The sequence below is a fragment of the Bradyrhizobium sp. P5_C12 genome (genome assembly GCF_054049735.1).
The window spans coordinates 73,074-91,930 of the sequence record NZ_JBFULU010000012.1 but is presented as its reverse complement, the minus strand read 5'-3'; the positions used below and the strand labels follow the sequence as shown (position 1 = coordinate 91,930).

Genomic DNA, 18,857 nt, shown 5'->3' with positions numbered 1-18,857 from the left:
GGAGGTCTATGACACCACCTCCGCAGATCCAGCCGCGTTAAGTGCGATGGAGCTCGTTCGGACTATCGCATAGCGGCAAAAACCGCGAACGGCACGCCGGGTAAAGGCTTAGAGGGCTGCATCAGTTAGGCATGGCCCCTACCTGCCCGGCGCTGTGCTGTTTGCAGCACCCTCATCGTGCCGATGGCTGCAACGAGGCCGCAGGGGCGGGCGCTTTTGACACCCTGGTTTCCTCTTCACCGTCATTGCGGGTCGAGTCCCGAAATGACGGGAGTGGCCCTTTGCCCGCACCGCATTTCAGTTCGGGGCCGCGCTGCGCCGGGGTTCCCGATCCTGCTTTGCGGCAAATGCCAAGAGATTGTCGTCTCATCGGCAAACTTCCGACACAGGACGCGGGCGAATAACACCAATCCGACATGACGCATGCGTTTCGGCGGTGACGATTCCGACTCCGCCGGGACGCATCTATTTTTTCAGGGAATCCTCGTGTCGCATAAGCTGGCTCCGGCGCTTCTTGCCGCTTTCTTCCTCATGATCTCGTCTCTCGCCGGCGTCCACGCGGAGCAGCCTGCGCCGGCCGCCAAGAGTGCTGCCGCGCTGTCGCCTGACGAGGCCAGGCGTGCGCTGGAAACGCTCCAGGACGACAAGAAGCGCGCTCAGATGATCGACACGTTGCGCGCGATCGCGAATGTGCCTGGTCAACCACAGCCTGCGCCGCAGCCCGAGCAGAAATCGCCGATCCCGCTCTCGGCCGACGGCCTTGGCGCTCAGCTCCTGCTCACGGTGTCCGAAGAGATCGGCGAGATCTCGCGTGATATCGCCGATATGGCGCGGACCATCACGCATTTTCCGGCCTTCTATTACTGGATCGTACGGACCGCGAATGATCCCGCAGCCTACAATCTCCTGATCGAGATCGCCTGGAAGCTGGCGCTGGTGTTCGGCTGCGCGCTCGCGGCGGAGTGGGTGATCTTCCGCCTGGTCCGGCGTCCGGTCGCGTTCCTGGAAGGACGCGTGCCGCAAACCGCGCGCCTGCCGGCGCAGGCGCTGCCCATCGCCGATCCGCCGTCATCCGCAGCCGACGTCACTCCCGAACCTGAACTGCACAAGCGCCGTCACAGCCTGGCGCGGGTCTGGCAGTTGCTGCTCCGGCTGCCCTTCGTGCTCGGCCGCCTCGTGCTCGAGCTGCTGCCGGTGTTCGTCTTCGTCGGCGCGGCGACTGCGCTGCTCGGAACGGAGATCGGTGAGCCCGCGACCGTTCGCCTCGTGATCCTCGCGGTCGTCAACGCCTATGCGTTCTCGCGCGGGCTCATCTGCGTCGTCCGTGCGCTGGCGGGGCCGTTCGGCCTGTTCCCGGTGCGCGCCGAGACCGCGGCCTATGTCGAGATCTGGGCGCGCCGCATCGTCGGCGTCGGCGTCTCCGGCATCGCCTTTGCCAATGTGGCGCTGCTGCTCGGCCTGCATCGTACCGGTTACGCAGCGCTGCTGCGCATGGTGATGCTGATCGTGCATCTCTTCATCGTCGTCATCATCCTGCAATGCCGCCGCCAGGTGGCCGAAGCCATTCGCGCACCGGCCGACCGGCAGGGCATCGCGGCGCGCCTGCGCAACCGCATCGCCGGCGGCTGGCACTATCTTGCGATCGCGCTCGACATCGCGCTGTGGGCGGTCTGGGCGCTGAACATCCGCAACGGCTATTCGCTGCTGCTGCAATATTTCGTCGGCACCATCGTGGTGGCGCTGATCACGCGCGTCGCCATCATGGTGACGCTGAGCCTGATCGACCGCGGCTTCCGCATCAATCCCGAGATCCTCCAGCGCTTCCCGGGCCTCGAGATCCGCGCCAACCGCTATCTGCCGCTGCTGCGCAGGATCGTCTCCGGCATCATCGCCTTCATCGGCCTTGTGGCCGTGCTCGAAGTCTGGGGCGTCGACGCCATCGTCTGGTTCTATGGCGGCCAGATCGGCGGACGGCTGATCTCGGCGGTGGTGACGATCGCTCTCGCCGCAGGCATCGCGGCTGCGATCTGGGAGGCCGCCAATGCGCTGCTGGACCGCCAGATCAATACGCTGTCGCGTGACGGACACTATGCCCGCGCCGCGCGGCTGCGCACGTTCCAGCCGATGCTGCGGACAGCGCTATTGTGCCTGATCGCGACCGTCGTCGGCCTCACCGCGCTCAGCGAGATCGGCGTCAACGTCGCACCGCTGCTCGCAGGCGCCGGCATTGTCGGCATCGCCATTGGCTTCGGCTCGCAGAAGCTGGTGCAGGATCTCATCACCGGCCTGTTCCTGCTGCTGGAGAACACGGTCCAGGTCGGCGACAATGTCAGCGTCTCCGGTCTCTCCGGCGTGGTCGAGAACGTCTCGATCCGCACCATCCGCCTGCGCGCCGGCGACGGCGCCGTGCACATCGTGCCGTTCAGCGCGGTGACGACCATCACCAATGCCAGCCGCGGCGCCGGCAACGCCTCCGTGAGCGTCAACGTCGCCTACAAGGAGGACACCGACCGCGCCGGCCAGATACTCAAGGACATCGTCGACGAGATGCGTCGCGAGCCTGAGTTCCGCGGCGTGATCCGTGGCGACCTCGAGCTCTGGGGGATCGACAAGGTCGATGGCGCGATGGTGTCGATCGTCGGCCAGATCCGCTGCACCGAGGCCGGTCGCTGGCCGGTGCAGCGCGAATTCAACCGCCGCATGAAGCTGCGCTTCCAGCAGAATGGCATCGAGGTCGCTTCCGCCACCCAGACCATCCTGATGCAGATCCCGTCGCCGGCCGATGCGGCCACGAACCTGACGCCACGGCGCGCAGCCGGGTAGCCGTTTCGACCAACTTCCCGCTTGCCTTGGCCCATCCGGCAGCGTTCACTCCGGCTCCAAAACCGCTGACAACATGCGGGCGACAAAAAGGGTGGGAGAGAATGGTGCGGGGGCTGTGGGCCGGATTGCGCGGTCATGCGATCGTCATTTGCGCGTTGCTCGGGTGTGCGTGGGCCGCGCCGGCGAGCGCTCAGCCGTTTCCGTCGCGCCCCATCACCCTGGTGGTGCCGTTCGCGGCAGGCGGCCCAACCGACACGCTGGCGCGCATCCTGTCGGAGCGGATCGCCGCCGAGCTGCACACGACGATTGTGGTCGAGAACGTCGCCGGCGCCTCCGGCAGCATCGCCGGTGCCCGCGTCGCGCGCGCGGCCCCTGACGGCACGACGATCACGATCGGCCATTGGGGCACGCATGTGCTGAACGGCGCGATCTTCAAGCTGCCCTACGACGTGATCGCCGATTTCGAGCCGGTCGCGATGATCGCGATGGGGACGCAGCTCATCGTCGGCAGGAAGACGCTCAAGGCCGACAATCTCAAGGAGCTGATCGCCTGGCTGAAGGAGAACCCCGGCAAGGCCACCGCCGGGACCGCCGGCGCCGGCACGGGTGCGCATGTCGCTGGTGTCTTTTTCAAGGAAAAGACCGGCACCGACTTCCAGTTCATACCTTACCGTGGCGCGGGGCCGGCCATGATCGATCTCGTGGCCGGGCAGATCGACATCATGTTCGACCAGGCGTCGAACTCGCTGCCGCAGTACAAGAACGGTGCGATCAAGGCGTTCGCGGTGACGTCGCCGACGCGGCTCGCGTCTGCGCCGGACATCCCGACCGTCGACGAGGCGGGCCTGCCTGGCCTGTACATTTCCTACTGGCACGGCATCTGGGCGCCGAAGAACACGCCGAAGGAGATCGTCACAAAGCTCAACGCGGCCATCGTCGCGGTGCTTGCCGATCCGTCCGTCAAGCAGCGTTTTGCCGAATTGGGACAGGAGATTCCGCCCCTGGTGCAGCAATCGCCTGCAGCGCTCGGCGCCTTCCAGAAGGCCGAGACCGAAAAATGGTGGCCGATCGTGAAGGCCGCCGATATCAAGCCGGAATAGCCCCGCGCCGGTGACTTTTGCGTCGCGCTGGTCGCTGTCCTTCGCAAAAACCTCGCTGCGGTGCGAGATCACAATCGATGCATGAATCGCAACGTCCTTGATCTCCAGGGAGCGCTGGCCGACAATGTTTGCCGGTTCAATAAGAAACTCCTTGGGGGAATTCGTGAATAGACCTGCCCGGGTCAGCGCCCATTCGACATCATCCGAGACCGCGCATGGCATGACGCTGCTGCGCGATCCCTTGCTCAACAAGGGCACCGCCTTCACGGAAGCGGAGCGTGATGCGCTCGGCTTGCGAGGCCTGCTGCCGCCTTGCGTGCTGACGATGGAGACGCAGGTCGAGCGCGTGCTCGTCAATTTGCGCACGTTGCCGACCGATCTGGAAAAATTCGTCGCGCTGAACGCGCTGCATGACCGCAACGAGGCGCTGTTCTTCCGCGTCGTCGTCGACAATATCGACGAGATCCAGCCGATCATCTACACGCCGACGGTCGGGCTCGCCTGCCAGAAATACGGCCTGATCTACCAGCGGCCGCGCGGCATGTTCATCTCCTCGCGCGATCGCGGCCAGATCGCGGACATTCTGAAGAACTGGCCCAATCCCGCAAAACTCATCGTCGTGACCGATGGCGAGCGCATCCTCGGCCTCGGCGATCTCGGCGCCAACGGCATGGGCATTCCGGTCGGAAAGCTCTCGCTCTATTCGGCCTGCGCCGGCGTGCATCCCGAGCATTGCCTGCCGATCGTGCTCGACGTCGGCACCAACAATGAAGAGCTCCTGAACGATCCCTATTATCTCGGGCTGCGCGAGCGCCGCCTCACGGGCGAGGCTTACGACAGCTTCGTCGACGAATTCATGCAGGCCGCGCGAAAAACGTTTCCAGGTGTGCTGATCCAGTTCGAGGATTTCGCCAATCACTCGGCGTTCAAGCTGCTGCACAAATACCGCGACGAAGCTTGTGTCTTCAACGACGACATCCAGGGCACTGCGGCGGTGGCGCTTGCCGGCCTGTTCTCAGGCTTGCGCGTCAGCGGCGGCAAGCTCAGGGATCAGAAGATCCTGTTCCTCGGGGCGGGTGAGGCGGCGACCGGTATCGCCGATCTCGTGGTCTCCGCGATGATGGCGGAGGGCGCCACGGAGGCCGAAGCGCTGCGGCGCAATTGGCTGGTGGATTCCCGCGGCCTCGTCGTCAGCGGCCGGGCGGCCCTGTCCGGCCACAAGCTCCGCTACGCGCATACCGACCAGGCCCCGATCGCCGATTTCCTCACCGCGATCAAGACGCTGAAGCCGACGGCGATCATCGGCGTCGCCGCGGTCGGCGGCGCCTTCACGCCCGACGTGCTCAAGGCGATGGCCGAGCTCAACGAACAGCCGATCGTGTTCGCGCTCTCCAACCCGACCTCGAAGGCCGAATGCTCGGCGGAGGATGCCTATCGCTACACCGAGGGCCGCGCGCTGTTCGCCTGCGGCAGCCCGTATGACCCTGTGACGCTCAACGGCCGCACTTTCGTGCCGCGCCAGGGCAACAACTCCTACATCTTCCCCGGCGTCGGCCTCGGCGTCATCGCCAGCCGCTCGCGGCTGGTGACGGACGAGATGTTCATGGCCGCCGCCCATACGCTTGCCGATTGCGTCGGCAAGGAGGACCTGGCGCAGGGCAGCCTCTATCCGGCATTGCCGCGAATCCGCGAGGTCTCGGTCCGCATCGCCGCCGCCGTCGCAGACGTCGCCTATCAGCGCGGGCTGGCCGACGGACCCGCGCCCAACGACGTCAAGGACCTGGTCCAATCGCAGATGTACGAGCCGAAGTACTGAGGCTCACAGTTCGATCCGAATGTGTGGAAGCAGCCTCTCACCCCACCTCTCCCCGTAAGAACGGGGCGAGGGAGCGTGAGAGTGGCGCGTCCCTGACGTTGGATGACCAGCCACATCGTTCGCGGTGACGCTTCTTAACCTCTCCCCGCTCTTTGCGGGGAGAGGTCGGATTGCGAAGCAATCCGGGTGAGGGGCAAGGCACCATGCCTGCCAGATCAAGAGACCATCCGACTCGGAAAGTGTCTTTCTCTCCCCCGTTAGGTCAGCCCCACGCCACCATTTCCGGTGGAATCGCCGTTGCGCGGCGCTGTGGCATATGCGACGGTCTGTAGCGTTACAAGAAGAACTCAATCCGCAAGGTCAGATGCCATGGACGATCGTTTGCCCGAACTGGGCGACCTCGAGCACGAGGTCATGCAATTGGTTTGGGCCCATGGTCCGGTCACGGCCGAGGTGGTGCGCGAACGGTTGTCGCGGCGTCTGAAGGAATCCACCGTCCGCACGGTGCTGCGCCGGCTCGAAGAAAAGGGCTATGCTAACCACACCGTGGACGGACGCACCTATGTCTACCACGCGGCCGAAGAGCGCTCGCGGGTTGCCGCCAAGGCGGTGCAGCGCATCGTCGACTGGTTCTGCAACGGCTCGATGGAGGAGGTCCTCGTCGGCATGGTCGACAACGCGATGCTCGACCAGCAGCAGTTGCGCACGTTGGCCGACCAGGTGGCCAAGGCGAAGAAGGCGAGGGGAGTGAAGAAAGAATGATCGCAACTCTGGCTGAGGCGGCGCTACGCTCCTTCGTGCTGGGAGGCGTCGTTTGGTTCGGTCTCAACCTGTTTCGCGTGCGCAATCCGCACGTCCACATGACGGCGTGGGTCGTCGTGCTTCTGGCGTCGTTGGCGATGCCCTTCGTTATGCATTGGCCGACGCTCACCATCGCCCGGCTGCCCTTGTCCGTGCCGGTCGCGGACGAGTTCTGGCCGGCCGATATTTCGATGCTGGAGACAGCGCAGCCGGCTTTGCCGATCGCAGCCGGCGCTGCCATCGCGGCGCCCGCCAGAAGTGTTGTGTCGATCGATTGGTGGCTGGTGGTCACCATCGTCTATGCCGGCGTCGCTGGGCTGCTGCTGTTGCGGCTCGCCATCGGCCTCTATCTGACCTGGCGCCTGGCACGGGCGGCAAAGCCGATGAGCGGCCCCAAAATGATCGATGCCGACGTGCGCGTCAGCCACGACGTCGGCGGTCCCGTGACCTTCGGCTCGACCATTCTGGTGCCGCCGCAATTCGCCGGCTGGGACACGAAGAAGCGTCTCGCCGTGCTCGCGCATGAAAGCGCGCATGTCGCCAATCGCGACTTCTACGTCCTCTTGCTCGCCTCCCTCAACCGCGCGGTGTTCTGGTTCAGCCCGTTCTCGTGGTGGCAGCTTGCGCGCCTTGCCGAGCTCGCCGAGATCATCAGCGATGCCCAGGCGATCGAGGTGATCGACGACCGACTGTCCTATGCCGAAATCCTGCTCGACGTCGCAACCGGCGTGAAGCCGCGGCCGATGGAGCTCGCGATGGCGCGGGCCTCGACCGTGCGTGCCCGCGTCGAGCGTATTATCGCGGCGGCGGCGCTGCCCGTTGCGGTTGGCTGGCGCAAGCGGCTGTGGATCGCGGCTGCGATCGTGCCGGCCATGATCGTGTCGGCCGGCATGATCGCCTATCGGACGCCGGATCCGGCGCCTTTCGCTGGAGACCTCGGCGAGGCGCCGGCCCAGCACTACCGTCCCTTCGTCAATTTCTATGCCATGGGCCCGGCCTCGGTGTTCGCGATCTTCCGCGAGGGCGACGATCTCTACGGGCAGCTCACCGGGCAGCGCAGGCTGCGCCTGACGGTCGGCAATGATGGCACGGCGTCCTACGCGGCCTCGTCCGGCGAGATCACGTTCCCGTTCGATGCGGAGCGCCGATCCTCCGAACTGATGCTGCACATGAACGGCCGTGACGTGCGCGCGGTTCGCGTCGCCGAGATGCCGACGGTGGCCACCGATTCCGTATCACTCGACCAATATGTCGGCTGGTACAGGGTCGCGCCGAACCGTGTGCTCACGGTGCGCCGCGACGGGGATCGGCTTCAGGTGCAGGAAACCGTGCAGGGCCGGGCGGCGCTCCTCGCCGAAGGTGTCGACGTCTTCTCGATCCATGGCGACAATCTCCTGATCTTCCTGCGTGACGACCAGGCCAAGGTCTCGCGCGTGCTGGTCCAGAATGCGGTGTTCGGCGCCCGCCTCGCGCCGCGGATCGATGCGGCGACGGCGCAGGCGATCGAGGCCGACTTCGCGCGCCGTGTCGCGGAAGTGCCGGATCGCTTCCGCGAGCAGGTTCCGGTCGCCGGCGGCAAGGAGATGATCCTGCGTGGGGTCGAGGATCTGCGCGCGGGCACGCCGAACTACGCGCGGATGAGCGCGCCGCTGGCTGCCAAGATCCAGCGTCAGCTCGATGAAACGCGTGCGACGTTCCTGGCGCTCGGGCCGGTCGAGTCGATCTTCTTCCGCGGTGTCGGCCCCGGCGGCTACGACATCTATGGCGCCAAGTTCGAGAACGGCACGGCTGAATTCCGCCTGCTGCTCGAGCCCGACGGCAAGGCCGGTGATGTGATCTTCCGGGCCGACGGCAATGACGAGCTCGGCGGCATCGTGCCTTGCGCCGAGGAGGCGAATGTGCGCGGTCGCGCCGGCACCTCGCCGATCCGGATCATGGTCTACAACGAGATGGCCGACGACATCCGTGTCTTCAATCTCGATGCGGACGGCAATCGCAAGACGCAGAGCGTGGTCAGGCCGAACATGTCCTGGGCGACGACGACCACCGTGAACAATCCCTGGGTGATCGCCGACAAGTCGGGGCGTTGTCTTGAGGTCTTGATACCGGGCCGGCAGACGCGCTTCCACAACGTCGAGGCTTTGAGCCTCGGCGCAAAGCCGGGACGCGCCGCGCGCCGCGCCGTTCCGATCGCCAATGGCGAGGAGATGCTGCGCCGCTATATCGAAGGCGTCGGCAAGGGGCAGCCCGACTACGATCACATGACGTCGGAGGTCGCGGACATCACGCGGCAGCAGCTTCCATTCGATCAGGCGATCCTGGCGCGGCTCGGCGCGTTGCGCGCGGTCTCGTTCCGCGGCGTCACCGCGCTCGACAGCGACATCTACATCGCCCAGTTCGCCAACGGCTCGGCGGAATGGCGCATCGGTGTCAGGAACGGCACGATCACCAAGATCGCGCTTGGGCCGAATTTCTAGGGACGGCTGCGGCCGCCGTCTGCCGCCGCTCCCGAGGTCTTGACCGCCACTTCTCAATCTCCGCTTGCGAGGGTGCACATGTAATGCTACGTTTTGTAGCATTACATATCGTAGCCTATGCCGACGCCGGTCGGCAGGCTCGAAGAATTGGGCATTCGCCATGAGCAATTCTGCAAAGGCCGAGGCCGTGCTGGGGCTTCATCGCTTCGGGATGGGGCCGCGACCGGGATCGATCGCGGCTGTCGGGACCGACCCGCGCGGCGCGCTGATCGCGGAGCTCGACCGGCCGCTCGTACTGACCGCAGCGGCCAGTCTCCCTACGAGCGCAAAGGCCTATCGCACCGTGGCCGACGCCAATGCCCGGCGCGCGGCACGCGCCAAGCAGGCGCAGCAGCAGGCGAAGAAGCAGCAGATGGCTGCGGCGCCGGCCATGTCGGAAGACCAGGCTCAAACGCAAGGGCAGGCGCAAGGCCAGAGTCAGGGCCAGGAGAAGGACGCCGCCGAGATGGCGGCGAAGCAGGCGGCTGACGCCATTCCCGATCCCGGTCGTCCGATCTACTTGCAGGAAGCCAAGCTGCGCACGGAGGCCGCGCTTGCCGCCGAGATCGGCTTCGCCGAGCGGCTGGTGTGGTTCTGGTCCAACCATTTCTGCGTTTCGGCCAACAAGATCCAGAGCATGTCCGGCGCCTATGAGCGCGAGGCCGTTCGCGCCAATGCGCTCGGCCGCTTCGTCGATCTCCTGCTGGCGGTCGAGGGCCATCCGGCGATGCTGTTCTATCTCGACAATCTCGACTCGATGGGTGCGAACTCGACCGCCGGCATCAACCGCAGCCGCGGCCTCAACGAGAACATTGCGCGCGAGATCATGGAATTGCATACGCTCGGCGTGCGCACCGGCTACACCCAGGACGACGTGATCAGCTTCGCCAACGTCCTGACCGGATGGACATTGCTGCCGCCGGGCGCCGATCCCCAGCATGGTGGCGAATTCACCTTCAATCCGCGGCTGCACGAGCCCGGCGGACAGACCGTGCTCGGCAAGCGCTACGAGCAGGAGGACGCCGAGCAGGGCCGCGCCGTGTTGCGCGATCTTGCCGCGCATCCGGCGACCGCGACCCATATCGCGACAAAGCTCGCACGGCATTTCGTGGCCGACGAGCCGCCACTGGGGCTGATCGAGCAGATGGCGAAGACCTTTCGCGATACCGAGGGCGACCTCAAGCAGGTCGCAATCGCGATGGTGTCGTCGGACGAGGCGTGGCGCGGCCCGCCGTCAAAACTCAAGCGTCCGGGCGAATGGGTGGTCGGCATGGTGCGCGCGACCGGCATCACGACCGTCGATCCCACGCGCTTCACAGGCGGCCAGGAGCTGCTCGGCGAAGCGCTGTGGCGTCCGTCGGCGCCCAAGGGCTATCCGGACGACGAGGCGAGTTGGATCGACGGCGTTGGCCGGCGGCTCGACATCGCCAACAATTTTGCCGAGCGCATCACCGGCATGGCCGATCCGCAAGCGATTATCGAGGACGTCTTCGCGTCCGAGATCGCGCCCGAGGTGAAGCAAGCGGTCGGCCGCGCCGAGAGCCGGCAGCAGGCACTTGCGCTGCTGTTCATGTCGGCGGATTTCCAGAGGAGGTGACCATGGGCTTTGACAATCATTTGCCCACGCGGCGCGAGCTTCTGGTCGGCTCCGGCGCGCTATTCGCGTGGAGCCAGATGCCGCGGATCGCGCGCGCGGAAGGACGCGATCCGCGCCTGCTCGTCATCGTGCTGCGCGGTGCGCTCGACGGTCTCGGTGCGGTCGCGCCGGTCGGCGATCCCGACTGGATCTCACTGCGCGGCGATCGTGCGCTGGTGCTGGATGGCAAGACGCCGGCGCTGCCGCTCGATGCCTTCTTCGCGCTCAATCCGGCGATGCCGAACCTGCATCGGCTCTACAAGACCGGCAAGGCCTCGATCGTCCACGCCGCGGCCACGCCCTATCGCGAGCGCTCGCATTTCGACGGCCAGGACGTGCTCGAAAGCGGATTCACCAAGCCTGGCGCGACCGCGTCGGGGTGGCTCAACCGCGCGCTGCTCGCGCTGGAATCGGGCGGGCGCGTCGACCCGCGCGGCAGCCGCGCGCTCGGCATCGGCTCGGTGACGCCGCTGGTGGTGCGCGGCTCGGCGCCGGTCATGACATGGGTGCCGCAAAAACTCCTGCCGGCAAGCCAGGACACGCAGAACCGCCTGCTCGATCTCTACCAGCACACCGATCCGAAGCTTGCGACCGTGCTCCAGGCCCGCATGAAGCTCGCTTCGCTCGACGGTGCGATGGGCACGGGCGATCCGATGTCGGACGATCCGACGCTGGCGCCTCCCGGCATCGCACGCGTGCGCGCCTATTTCGCCGAAGCGGCCGGCACCGCCGCGCGCTATCTCGCCAAGGCCGACGGTCCGCGCGTCGGCGCGATGGGTTTCGTCGGCTGGGACACGCACATCGCAGAAGGCGCGGCCTCCGGCCAGCTCTACAATCTGCTTGGCGCGCTCGACGGCGCCTTTGCCGCGATCGAGAGCAACATGGGCGAGGTGTGGCACGAGACGGTGGTCGCCGTCGTCACCGAGTTCGGCCGCACCGCGCGCATCAACGGCACGCAAGGCACCGACCATGGCACGGGTACGGTCGCCTTCCTCATCGGCGGCGCGCTCGCCGGTGGCCGCGTGATCGCGGACTGGCCGGGATTGAAGTCCGCGCAACTGTTCGAGGATCGCGACCTCAGGCCGACCACGGATCTGCGCGCCGTGCTGAAGGGCCTGCTCAGGGATCACTTACGTGTCGAGGAGAAGGTGCTGGCTGAAGCGGTCTTCCCCGGCAGCGCCGACGTCAAACCGATGGGGAGCCTCGTCGGCTGACGGCGCTGCTCGCAACCGGACCGGGTTCATGATGTGCACACTGACACAACGGGAGCTCGACTTTCTCGCGAGCCTGAAAACCGGCTGGCGCCTGCTCTATCGGCGCGAACTGATGCGGCTCCTGAACGGTGACACCGAAGCGAGCGAAGCTCAGCCGGAGGCGCGCCCGATCGTCTGGCGTGTCGCATCCGGCTGATTTTCCTCAGGTTTGTCCCGATTCAGGACAGGCCAGTGTGGTGGAATCGTCACAGCTGGCGCTAAACGGCCGTGGCCCTAACCCCGCTTTTGTTCTGACAAGGTTCTGCCCTCATTGCCCACCGAAACTTGGGGTTGTTCGGAGGGCGCATCATGTCTCGCTTTGCAAGTGCCGAAACTGCCCGGATATCGCTGGCAACCTCGAGCCGGCTGCTTCTTGCCATCGTCGGTGCGGCCTCGCTCGCCGCCTGCGCACAATCGCCGGTCGGTCGCCAGAAGGCTGATCTTGGCACCAACCGGCAGGCGGCCGTCGAACGTCCGCACCGGGTGGCGGCGCTGCATCCACGGCCGATCAGCCGGGCGCGTATGCCCGACGGCGACGCAAAGCGGACAGCCTCGCACGGCGTTGCCAGCTTCTATTCGGATACGGAGACCGCGAGCGGCGAGCGGTTCGACAAGAACGAATTGACCGCGGCGCATCCGAGCCTGCCGTTCGGCACCAAGCTGCGCGTCACCGATGTCTCCTCCGGCCGCTTCGTCACGGTCAGGGTCAACGACCGAGGGCCTTTTGTTCGCGGGCGCGTTGTCGATATCTCTCCGTCCGCGGCCGAGGCGCTCGGCATGGTCGACAAGGGCGTCGCCAATGTCAGGCTCGACGTCGTGCGATAGAGCATGATCCGGAAAAGTGCGCAGCGGTTTTCCGAAAAGATCATGCTCAAACAATTAGGCCGCGATTCATCGCGCTCGAACGCCGCCGCTTAACCGGCTGTTAGCCGCTTCTCACGCACCATAGCTGCCCAAACAATCTGGGGCTTTTGGGGAGGCGGACGCTTGAACACGATCCAGTATCTCGAAGATCAGGCCGCGCGCGCCGAGCGGCTCGCCAAACGGATCACGGATACGCTTACGATCGAAAAGCTGCTGACCTTCGCGGGCGAGCGCCGCCGCGAGATCGAGATCATCGCCGGCAGGCGTCGGCACGCATAACTCCCGCAACCATGCGCCCGGCGCGTTCGCAACGGGCGCGTACCGGCGAGGATGATGCGGGATCAGGTATGGCTGTCGACGAAATCGCTGAGATAGTCGGGCAGTGTCACACCATCGATGTCGCAGCGCGCACGGATTTCGCCGGCGATCTCGGTCGAGATGTCCTTCATCCAATGTTCGAGCGTGTTGAACGAGATCACTTTGACGGGGTCATTGAAGCAGCCGGCGACGAGCTCGCCGATCGTGGCTTCGAGGTCGCTGCGCTCAACGTGGATTTCGGTTGCATGGTCGCGGCGATCGATCACCACGAAAATGGTTTGATCGGCGCCATAGGGCACGATTGGGGATGGTACGCCGGCTTCAAGCATCTTGAGGCACCACGCCTGACTATCGATCCCCGATAACGGGAAAAGCTGGCAGAAGGTTCCTACGGCTTCCGCATGCCTTCAGAGAAATTCGCGCAGCCGCGACAGCTCGATGACGTGCTCGGGCGACAGGATGTCCGTCACCAGCGGCGGCTGCGCCGCCGTGTGAATCTCATAGAGATGCCTGGTCGCCGCCGGCTTCGCCATGAAAGCCGAGATGCACTCGTCGAGCGTGCCTTCGCTCACCTGGTAGGGCTCCCGGTCCGGCCTTCGCTGGTTTGCAAGCGACGGCCATTTATGCAGCGCGGCGTGTGCGCCGAAGTCGACCTTGGAATCTGTAACTAACCCGTCCGCCATCGTCCCGCCTCACGCAAACAAGAACCCCGGCACGCGGACTTGCTTGCCGGGGATCAGACCTATCACTGCATCTCAATACCACAACCACATAACGCGATGACCGCGAAATAGTTCCCGGCCGATCCGTCGTTATCAGCTTGCGGCCGCAGCGATCCTGTGCCCCGGGCTGGTGTCACCGCTCTCATCGCCGCGCCTGACCTCCGGCGGAAGCCCGGCAAAGCGCCGCAACGCCTCCGCCATCCGGACTCGGCCGGATACGCCGGTGATCACCACGTCCACCATCGCAAAGGATGAATGGAAATGACCGCGCGCCTTGAGCTGCTCGACCGGGACGCCGGCGGCTGCCATCGCGTCGGCATAGGCGATGCCTTCATCGCGCAAGGGGTCAAACTCGCAGGTGACGACGAAAGCCGGCGGCAGGCCCGCGACCTTGCCGCGGAGCGGCGAGACGCGAGGATCGGTGCGGTCGGCCGGCGAGCAGTAGAGGTCCCAGAACCAGTACATCAGCGAGCGCGTCAGGAAATAGCCGGTCGCATTCTCGTTGTAGGACGGCCGGTCGAACGTGCAGTCGGTGACCGGGCAGACCAGCAGCTGGCCGGCGATCTCCGGCCCGCCGCGGTCGCGCGCCAGCTGGCAGGTGACGGCGGCGATGTTGCCGCCGGCGCTCCAGCCCGCGACCAGCACCGGGCCCGGCTTGCCGCCGAACTCGGCCGTGTGCTCCGCGATCCAGCGCGTCGCGGCATAGCCGTCCTCGGCCGCCGTTGGGAAGCGATGCTCCGGCGCATGGCGATAGCCGACGCTGACGAGGATCATATCGGTGCGCCGCGCCATGTCGCGGCAGAACGGATCGTCGGACTGCTCGTCGCCGAGCACCCAGCCGCCGCCGTGGAAATAGATCACGACCGGATGTGGCCCCGGCGTCGCAGGCTTGTAGACACGATAGGGAAGCGGGCCGTCGGTGCCCGGCAACGTGCCGTCGACGACATCGCCGATCGGTCGTCCCGCCGGACGTCCTTTGTTGAACTCGTTCACGAAGGCGCGCGCGCCTTGCGCGCCCATCGACTCGATCGGCGGCAGGTTCAGCGATGTGAGCAGGTTTAGCACCAGCCGCACGTCCGGCTGCAGGCGCACCACCTCGCCGTCATTGCATTGCGCGGCGCCGTTGGGGCCGGTGAGCCTGAAGCCGAGCATGCCGCGGTTCGTGACCTCGTCGCAGATGCTGCGATAGGGGCCGACGCCGCCGGTATAGGGCATCAGCGCGTGCACCTTGCCCGGCACGTTGGCGCCCGTGTACCAGGTGTTGGCGAGCCGGTGCAGCGTCAGCGTTGCGCAGTCGGCCATGTGCTTGCCCCAGCCGGCCTGCGCCGTCTCGGTGGCCTCGACCGTGGCGAAGCCGGCGTCACGCAGCGCGGCAAGCCGGTCAACGACCCAGTCGACATGCTGCTCGATCGACACCGCCATATTCGACAGCACCGACGGACTGCCGGGTCCCGTGATCATGAAGAAGTTCGGAAAGCCCGCGACGGTGAGCCCGAGATAGGTCTGCGGACCCTGCGCCCAGACGTCGGAGAGCGACTTGCCGCCGCGCCCCGTGATCGGATGCACGGCCCGGATCGCCCCGGTCATGGCGTCGAAGCCGGTCGCGAACACGATGACGTCGACCTCGAAGCTGCGCTTGCCGGTGGTGATGCCGCCTGCGGTGATCGCCGTGATCGGCTCCTGGCGCAGATTGACCAGTGTGACGTTCGGCCGGTTGTAGGTCGCGTAGTAATTGGTATCGAGACATGGGCGCTTTGCGCCGAACGGATGATCATGCGGCATCAGCGCCGCGGCGGTTTCGGGGTCCTTCACGATCGTCCCGATCTTCTCGCGAATGAGGTCGCAGATCAGCGCGTTGCCGTCGAAATCGACGCCCTGATCGGCCCACAACTGCGTCAGGATGTAGACGAGATCGCCTCTGCTCCACGCCTCCTCGAAGCGGGCGCGTCGTTCGGCATCGCTCAATTGCCAGCTTACGGCTGTCTGCTGCGGGTAGGGTACGCCGGTCATCGACTGGCGGGCCTGCTCGCGATAGGCCGCGCGGTCGCCCTGTAGAAGGCTCATGCGATCCGAGGGCGAGGGGCCGTTATGCGCCGGCAATGCGAAGTTCGGCGTGCGCTGGAACACGGTCAGCTGCGCGGCCTGTTCGGCGATCAGGGGGATCGACTGGATGCCCGAGGAGCCGGTGCCGATCACGGCGACGCGCTTGCCGGCGAGATTGACGCCATCATGTGGCCAGCGGCCGGTGAAATAGACCTCGCCTTTGAAATCCTTGACGCCGTCGATCTCCGGCGGCTTGGGCGCGGAGAGGCAGCCGGTCGCCATGATGTAGTGGCGGCAGGAAACCGGCGCGCCGTCATCGGTGGTGAGCTGCCAGCGCTCAGTCGCTTCGTCCCACCTGGCCCCCGTCACCTTGGTCGTGAAGCGGATGTCGCGCCTGAGGTCGTAGCGGTCGGCGACGAAGCCGAGATAGCGCAGGATCTCGGGCTGGGTCGCGTATTTTTCCGACCAGGTCCAGGCGGCCTCGAGTTCCGGATCGAAAGTGTAGCTGTAGTCGATGGTCTGGATGTCGCAGCGTGCGCCGGGATAGCGGTTCCAATACCAGGTGCCGCCGACATTGCCGGCCTCTTCGAGCGCGACCGCCGAGAAGCCGGCCTTGCGCAGGCGATGCAGAAGGTAGAGGCCGGCAAATCCGGCGCCGACAACGGCGACATCGACCTGCTGGGCTGTTCCACTCGCCGTCTTGGATTCACGTGCGGCGACCATTGCGTCAGGCATGGCATTCCTCCCGTGTATTTTGTTTTGCCGGCAGGCTAGCGCTGCAGGCTCGGCTTGTCATCAGAGCTAGTGCAATCTTCGGTAGTCGTTTGCGGCGTCATCGTGGCGGCGCGAACGTTGCTTCAATGCACGCATCGCGATGCACAATGGCCGTGATTACCCGGGCTAATCATGACCGATCCGTCTGTGTATGCTTGCGGTTACTAGCCACGCGTACCGCCCGGGCGTCATGAAAGAGTTGAGTGAGCGAACCAAAGCGAACATGGACGTCGTCCTGGAGCAGACATGCCGCCAGTTGCCGCATGGCGGCGATCACGACAGCCGCAGGTTCATCGCCCAACGCCTGATCGAGGCGGCGCAATCCGGCCATTCCACGCTCGGTGAACTCGGCATCATCGCGCGGCACGCGTTGGCGGAGCTCACCGGCAAGGGCGGTTAGGGCTGCCGTCGCAATCAGGTCGAGCTCCAGCCGCGGAATAGATGCGCTCCCTCGCCCAGCCCTCTTGTCCGCCGAAGCCCGCCTTCGGGCGAAGGCGGATGCGGGGTCGGGACGAGCTTCGCTCGCCCTGAGAGGGTTGGGGTGAGGGGCCTCTCTCCCCATGAGATCGTTGAGAGACCTGTACCCCCTCACCCGGATCGGAAGGGCGATCCGACCTCTCCCCGCAAGCGGGGAGAGGTAAGACTCGCGCAGCACTTGCCTCGTCGCGCGCCGCGGACGTAACCTGCCCGGGAACCTTTCCGCGCATCGAGATCCCCAAGATGCGGCCCCTGCTTGCGCTCGTTGCGGCTTCCGCATTCCTCTGCTGCGCCGGCGCGGCCCTGGCCCAGCCGGTCGGCCAGTTTCCGTTTGCCCTGACGCGCGAGGGACAGATGCTCGGCGCCGTCGAGGGGGAGGTGGCGTCCTTCAAGGGGCTCGCCTACGCTGCGCCGCCGGTCGGACCGCTGCGCTGGCATGCACCGCGGGCGACGCCCGAGAGCTCGGAGATGCGCACCGCCTACGACTACGCCGCGCCGTGCCTTCAGCCGTCACTGCCGGCCGCGAGCGAGGATTGCCTCACGCTCAACGTGTTTCGTCCCTTCGGGGTCGACGGCCCGCTGCCAGTGATGGTGTTCATCCATGGCGGCGGCTTCGTCAGCGGCTCCGCGAATGATCCGCTGTTCGACGGCGCCAGGCTCGCGCAGGCTGGCCTCATCGTGGTCACCGTCAATTATCGCCTTGGTGTGCTCGGCTGGCTCGCTCACCCGGCGCTGTCGGAAGGCGGCTCCGGCAATTACGGCCTGATGGACCAGATCGCGGCGCTGCATTGGGTCCACGACAACATCGCAGCCTTCGGCGGCGATCCGAACAACGTCACCCTGTTCGGCAACGGCGCAGGCGCGATGTCGATCGCCCTCTTGATGCTGTGTACGCAAACGCGCGATCTGTTTCAGAAAGCGATTTTGCAATCGGTGCCCGGTCGCGCGCGCCTGCGCACGGCGCAAGAGGCGGAGACGATGGGGCGGCAATTCGTGGCGGCGCTTGGGCAGGAAGCGGATGTGCGCACAGCCGAGCCGGCACGGCTGCTCGCCGCCGAAAAACATCTGCTGGAAAAATCGTCGCGCAGCTTCGCGCCGGCCGTGGATGGAGGTCTGGCGTCGGAGAACGTCGCCGCGGGGTTTGCGGCGGGACACCAGAGCCGCATTCCCGTGATCATCGGCTCGAATGACGACGAGACCAGCTTTGACGGTGAGCTCGGGATCAAGGAGGAGCTTGCGTCGTCGGGCGAGAGCATCGACGGGCTGCGCAAGCTCTATCCCGACGTCGCACGGCAATCGGATCTTGCGGCAAGGTTCTACACCGACAAGGTCTTCTCCGAGCCGGTGCGGTTGCTGGCCCGCTTGCATGCGGCAACGGGCGCGCCGACCTTTCGCTATCGCTTCGCCTATGTGCCCGAAGCCCAGCGCGGAAGTCCCGACGAAGGGCACGGTCGGGAATTGCAGTTCATCTTCGGTGCCGAGGGGGTGCCGGGCGCCGGCATCCTTTCGCGACGGGATCGCGCGGTCGCAAGCCGCATGCGCGCCTACTGGATCAACTTCGCGACGAGCGGAAATCCCAACGGCCCGGACCTGCCGCGTTGGGATGCGGTCGCCGATCGCGATCGCCTGCTATTGATCACGGATGATCGCATCGCGAGCGGTGACGACCCCTGGTTGGAGCGCCTGGACCGGCTCGCGCGCTGAGGTTCGAAGG

The 18,857-nt window shown here is 65.8% G+C and carries 15 protein-coding genes; 12 read left to right on the top strand and 3 right to left on the bottom strand.

Annotation, left to right across the window (positions count from 1 at the left end):
* The first annotated feature begins 486 nt into the window (after window positions 1–486).
* The 10 genes from ACXJMY_RS13735 to ACXJMY_RS13690 all read left to right on the top strand — a co-directional run bounded on the left by ACXJMY_RS13735 (window position 487) and on the right by ACXJMY_RS13690 (window position 13,088).
* The gene (locus ACXJMY_RS13735) at window positions 487–2,823 is read left to right on the top strand and encodes a mechanosensitive ion channel domain-containing protein (protein ID WP_456619872.1); all 2,337 of its coding nucleotides are present in this window, start codon (window positions 487–489) and stop codon (window positions 2,821–2,823) included.
* Between the two features lie 104 nt (window positions 2,824–2,927).
* Complete coding sequence (locus ACXJMY_RS13730) at window positions 2,928–3,923, top strand: Bug family tripartite tricarboxylate transporter substrate binding protein (protein ID WP_456619942.1); 996 nt, start codon at window positions 2,928–2,930, stop codon at window positions 3,921–3,923.
* A gap of 163 nt (window positions 3,924–4,086) precedes the next feature.
* On the top strand, window positions 4,087–5,739 hold the full coding sequence (locus ACXJMY_RS13725) for an NAD-dependent malic enzyme (protein WP_456619871.1): 1,653 nt from the start codon (window positions 4,087–4,089) through the stop codon (window positions 5,737–5,739).
* A gap of 369 nt (window positions 5,740–6,108) precedes the next feature.
* On the top strand, window positions 6,109–6,501 hold the full coding sequence (locus ACXJMY_RS13720; RefSeq protein WP_092185459.1) for a BlaI/MecI/CopY family transcriptional regulator: 393 nt from the start codon (window positions 6,109–6,111) through the stop codon (window positions 6,499–6,501).
* Complete coding sequence (locus tag ACXJMY_RS13715) at window positions 6,498–9,017, top strand: M56 family metallopeptidase (protein ID WP_456619870.1); 2,520 nt, start codon at window positions 6,498–6,500, stop codon at window positions 9,015–9,017. The genes ACXJMY_RS13720 and ACXJMY_RS13715 overlap by 4 nt, the downstream gene beginning before the upstream one ends.
* Before the next feature lie 160 nt (window positions 9,018–9,177).
* Window positions 9,178–10,653, top strand: coding sequence for a DUF1800 domain-containing protein (locus ACXJMY_RS13710; protein WP_456619869.1), 1,476 nt, complete (start codon window positions 9,178–9,180; stop codon window positions 10,651–10,653).
* A 2-nt stretch (window positions 10,654–10,655) separates the two neighbouring features.
* Complete coding sequence (locus tag ACXJMY_RS13705) at window positions 10,656–11,906, top strand: DUF1501 domain-containing protein (protein WP_456619868.1); 1,251 nt, start codon at window positions 10,656–10,658, stop codon at window positions 11,904–11,906.
* Window positions 11,907–11,934: 28 nt separating this feature from the next.
* The gene (locus ACXJMY_RS13700; RefSeq protein WP_456619867.1) at window positions 11,935–12,102 is read left to right on the top strand and encodes a hypothetical protein; all 168 of its coding nucleotides are present in this window, start codon (window positions 11,935–11,937) and stop codon (window positions 12,100–12,102) included.
* 152 nt (window positions 12,103–12,254) lie between these two features.
* The gene (locus ACXJMY_RS13695; protein ID WP_456619866.1) at window positions 12,255–12,770 is read left to right on the top strand and encodes a septal ring lytic transglycosylase RlpA family protein; all 516 of its coding nucleotides are present in this window, start codon (window positions 12,255–12,257) and stop codon (window positions 12,768–12,770) included.
* Between the two features lie 162 nt (window positions 12,771–12,932).
* Window positions 12,933–13,088, top strand: coding sequence for a hypothetical protein (locus ACXJMY_RS13690; RefSeq protein ID WP_456619865.1), 156 nt, complete (start codon window positions 12,933–12,935; stop codon window positions 13,086–13,088).
* 62 nt (window positions 13,089–13,150) lie between these two features.
* On the opposite strand, the gene ACXJMY_RS13685 is transcribed toward ACXJMY_RS13690, so the two are convergent.
* The 3 genes from ACXJMY_RS13685 to ACXJMY_RS13675 all read right to left on the bottom strand — a co-directional run bounded on the left by ACXJMY_RS13685 (window position 13,151) and on the right by ACXJMY_RS13675 (window position 16,627).
* Window positions 13,151–13,456 carry a hypothetical protein gene (locus tag ACXJMY_RS13685; RefSeq protein ID WP_456619864.1) on the bottom strand — a complete coding sequence of 102 codons (306 nt, stop codon included), beginning with the start codon at window positions 13,454–13,456 and terminating at the stop codon, window positions 13,151–13,153.
* A 78-nt stretch (window positions 13,457–13,534) separates the two neighbouring features.
* Window positions 13,535–13,810, bottom strand: a complete 276-nt coding sequence (locus tag ACXJMY_RS13680; RefSeq protein ID WP_456619863.1) for a hypothetical protein — start codon at window positions 13,808–13,810, stop codon at window positions 13,535–13,537.
* Window positions 13,811–13,942: 132 nt separating this feature from the next.
* The gene (locus tag ACXJMY_RS13675; protein ID WP_456619862.1) at window positions 13,943–16,627 is read right to left on the bottom strand and encodes a flavin-containing monooxygenase; all 2,685 of its coding nucleotides are present in this window, start codon (window positions 16,625–16,627) and stop codon (window positions 13,943–13,945) included.
* Between the two features lie 262 nt (window positions 16,628–16,889).
* On the opposite strand from ACXJMY_RS13675, the gene ACXJMY_RS13670 reads away from it, so the two are divergent.
* Both ACXJMY_RS13670 and ACXJMY_RS13665 read left to right on the top strand, forming a co-directional pair.
* Window positions 16,890–17,066, top strand: coding sequence for a hypothetical protein (locus ACXJMY_RS13670; RefSeq protein WP_456619861.1), 177 nt, complete (start codon window positions 16,890–16,892; stop codon window positions 17,064–17,066).
* 320 nt (window positions 17,067–17,386) lie between these two features.
* Window positions 17,387–18,847, top strand: a complete 1,461-nt coding sequence (locus ACXJMY_RS13665) for a carboxylesterase/lipase family protein (RefSeq protein ID WP_456619860.1) — start codon at window positions 17,387–17,389, stop codon at window positions 18,845–18,847.
* The last annotated feature ends 10 nt before the right edge of the window (window positions 18,848–18,857 follow it).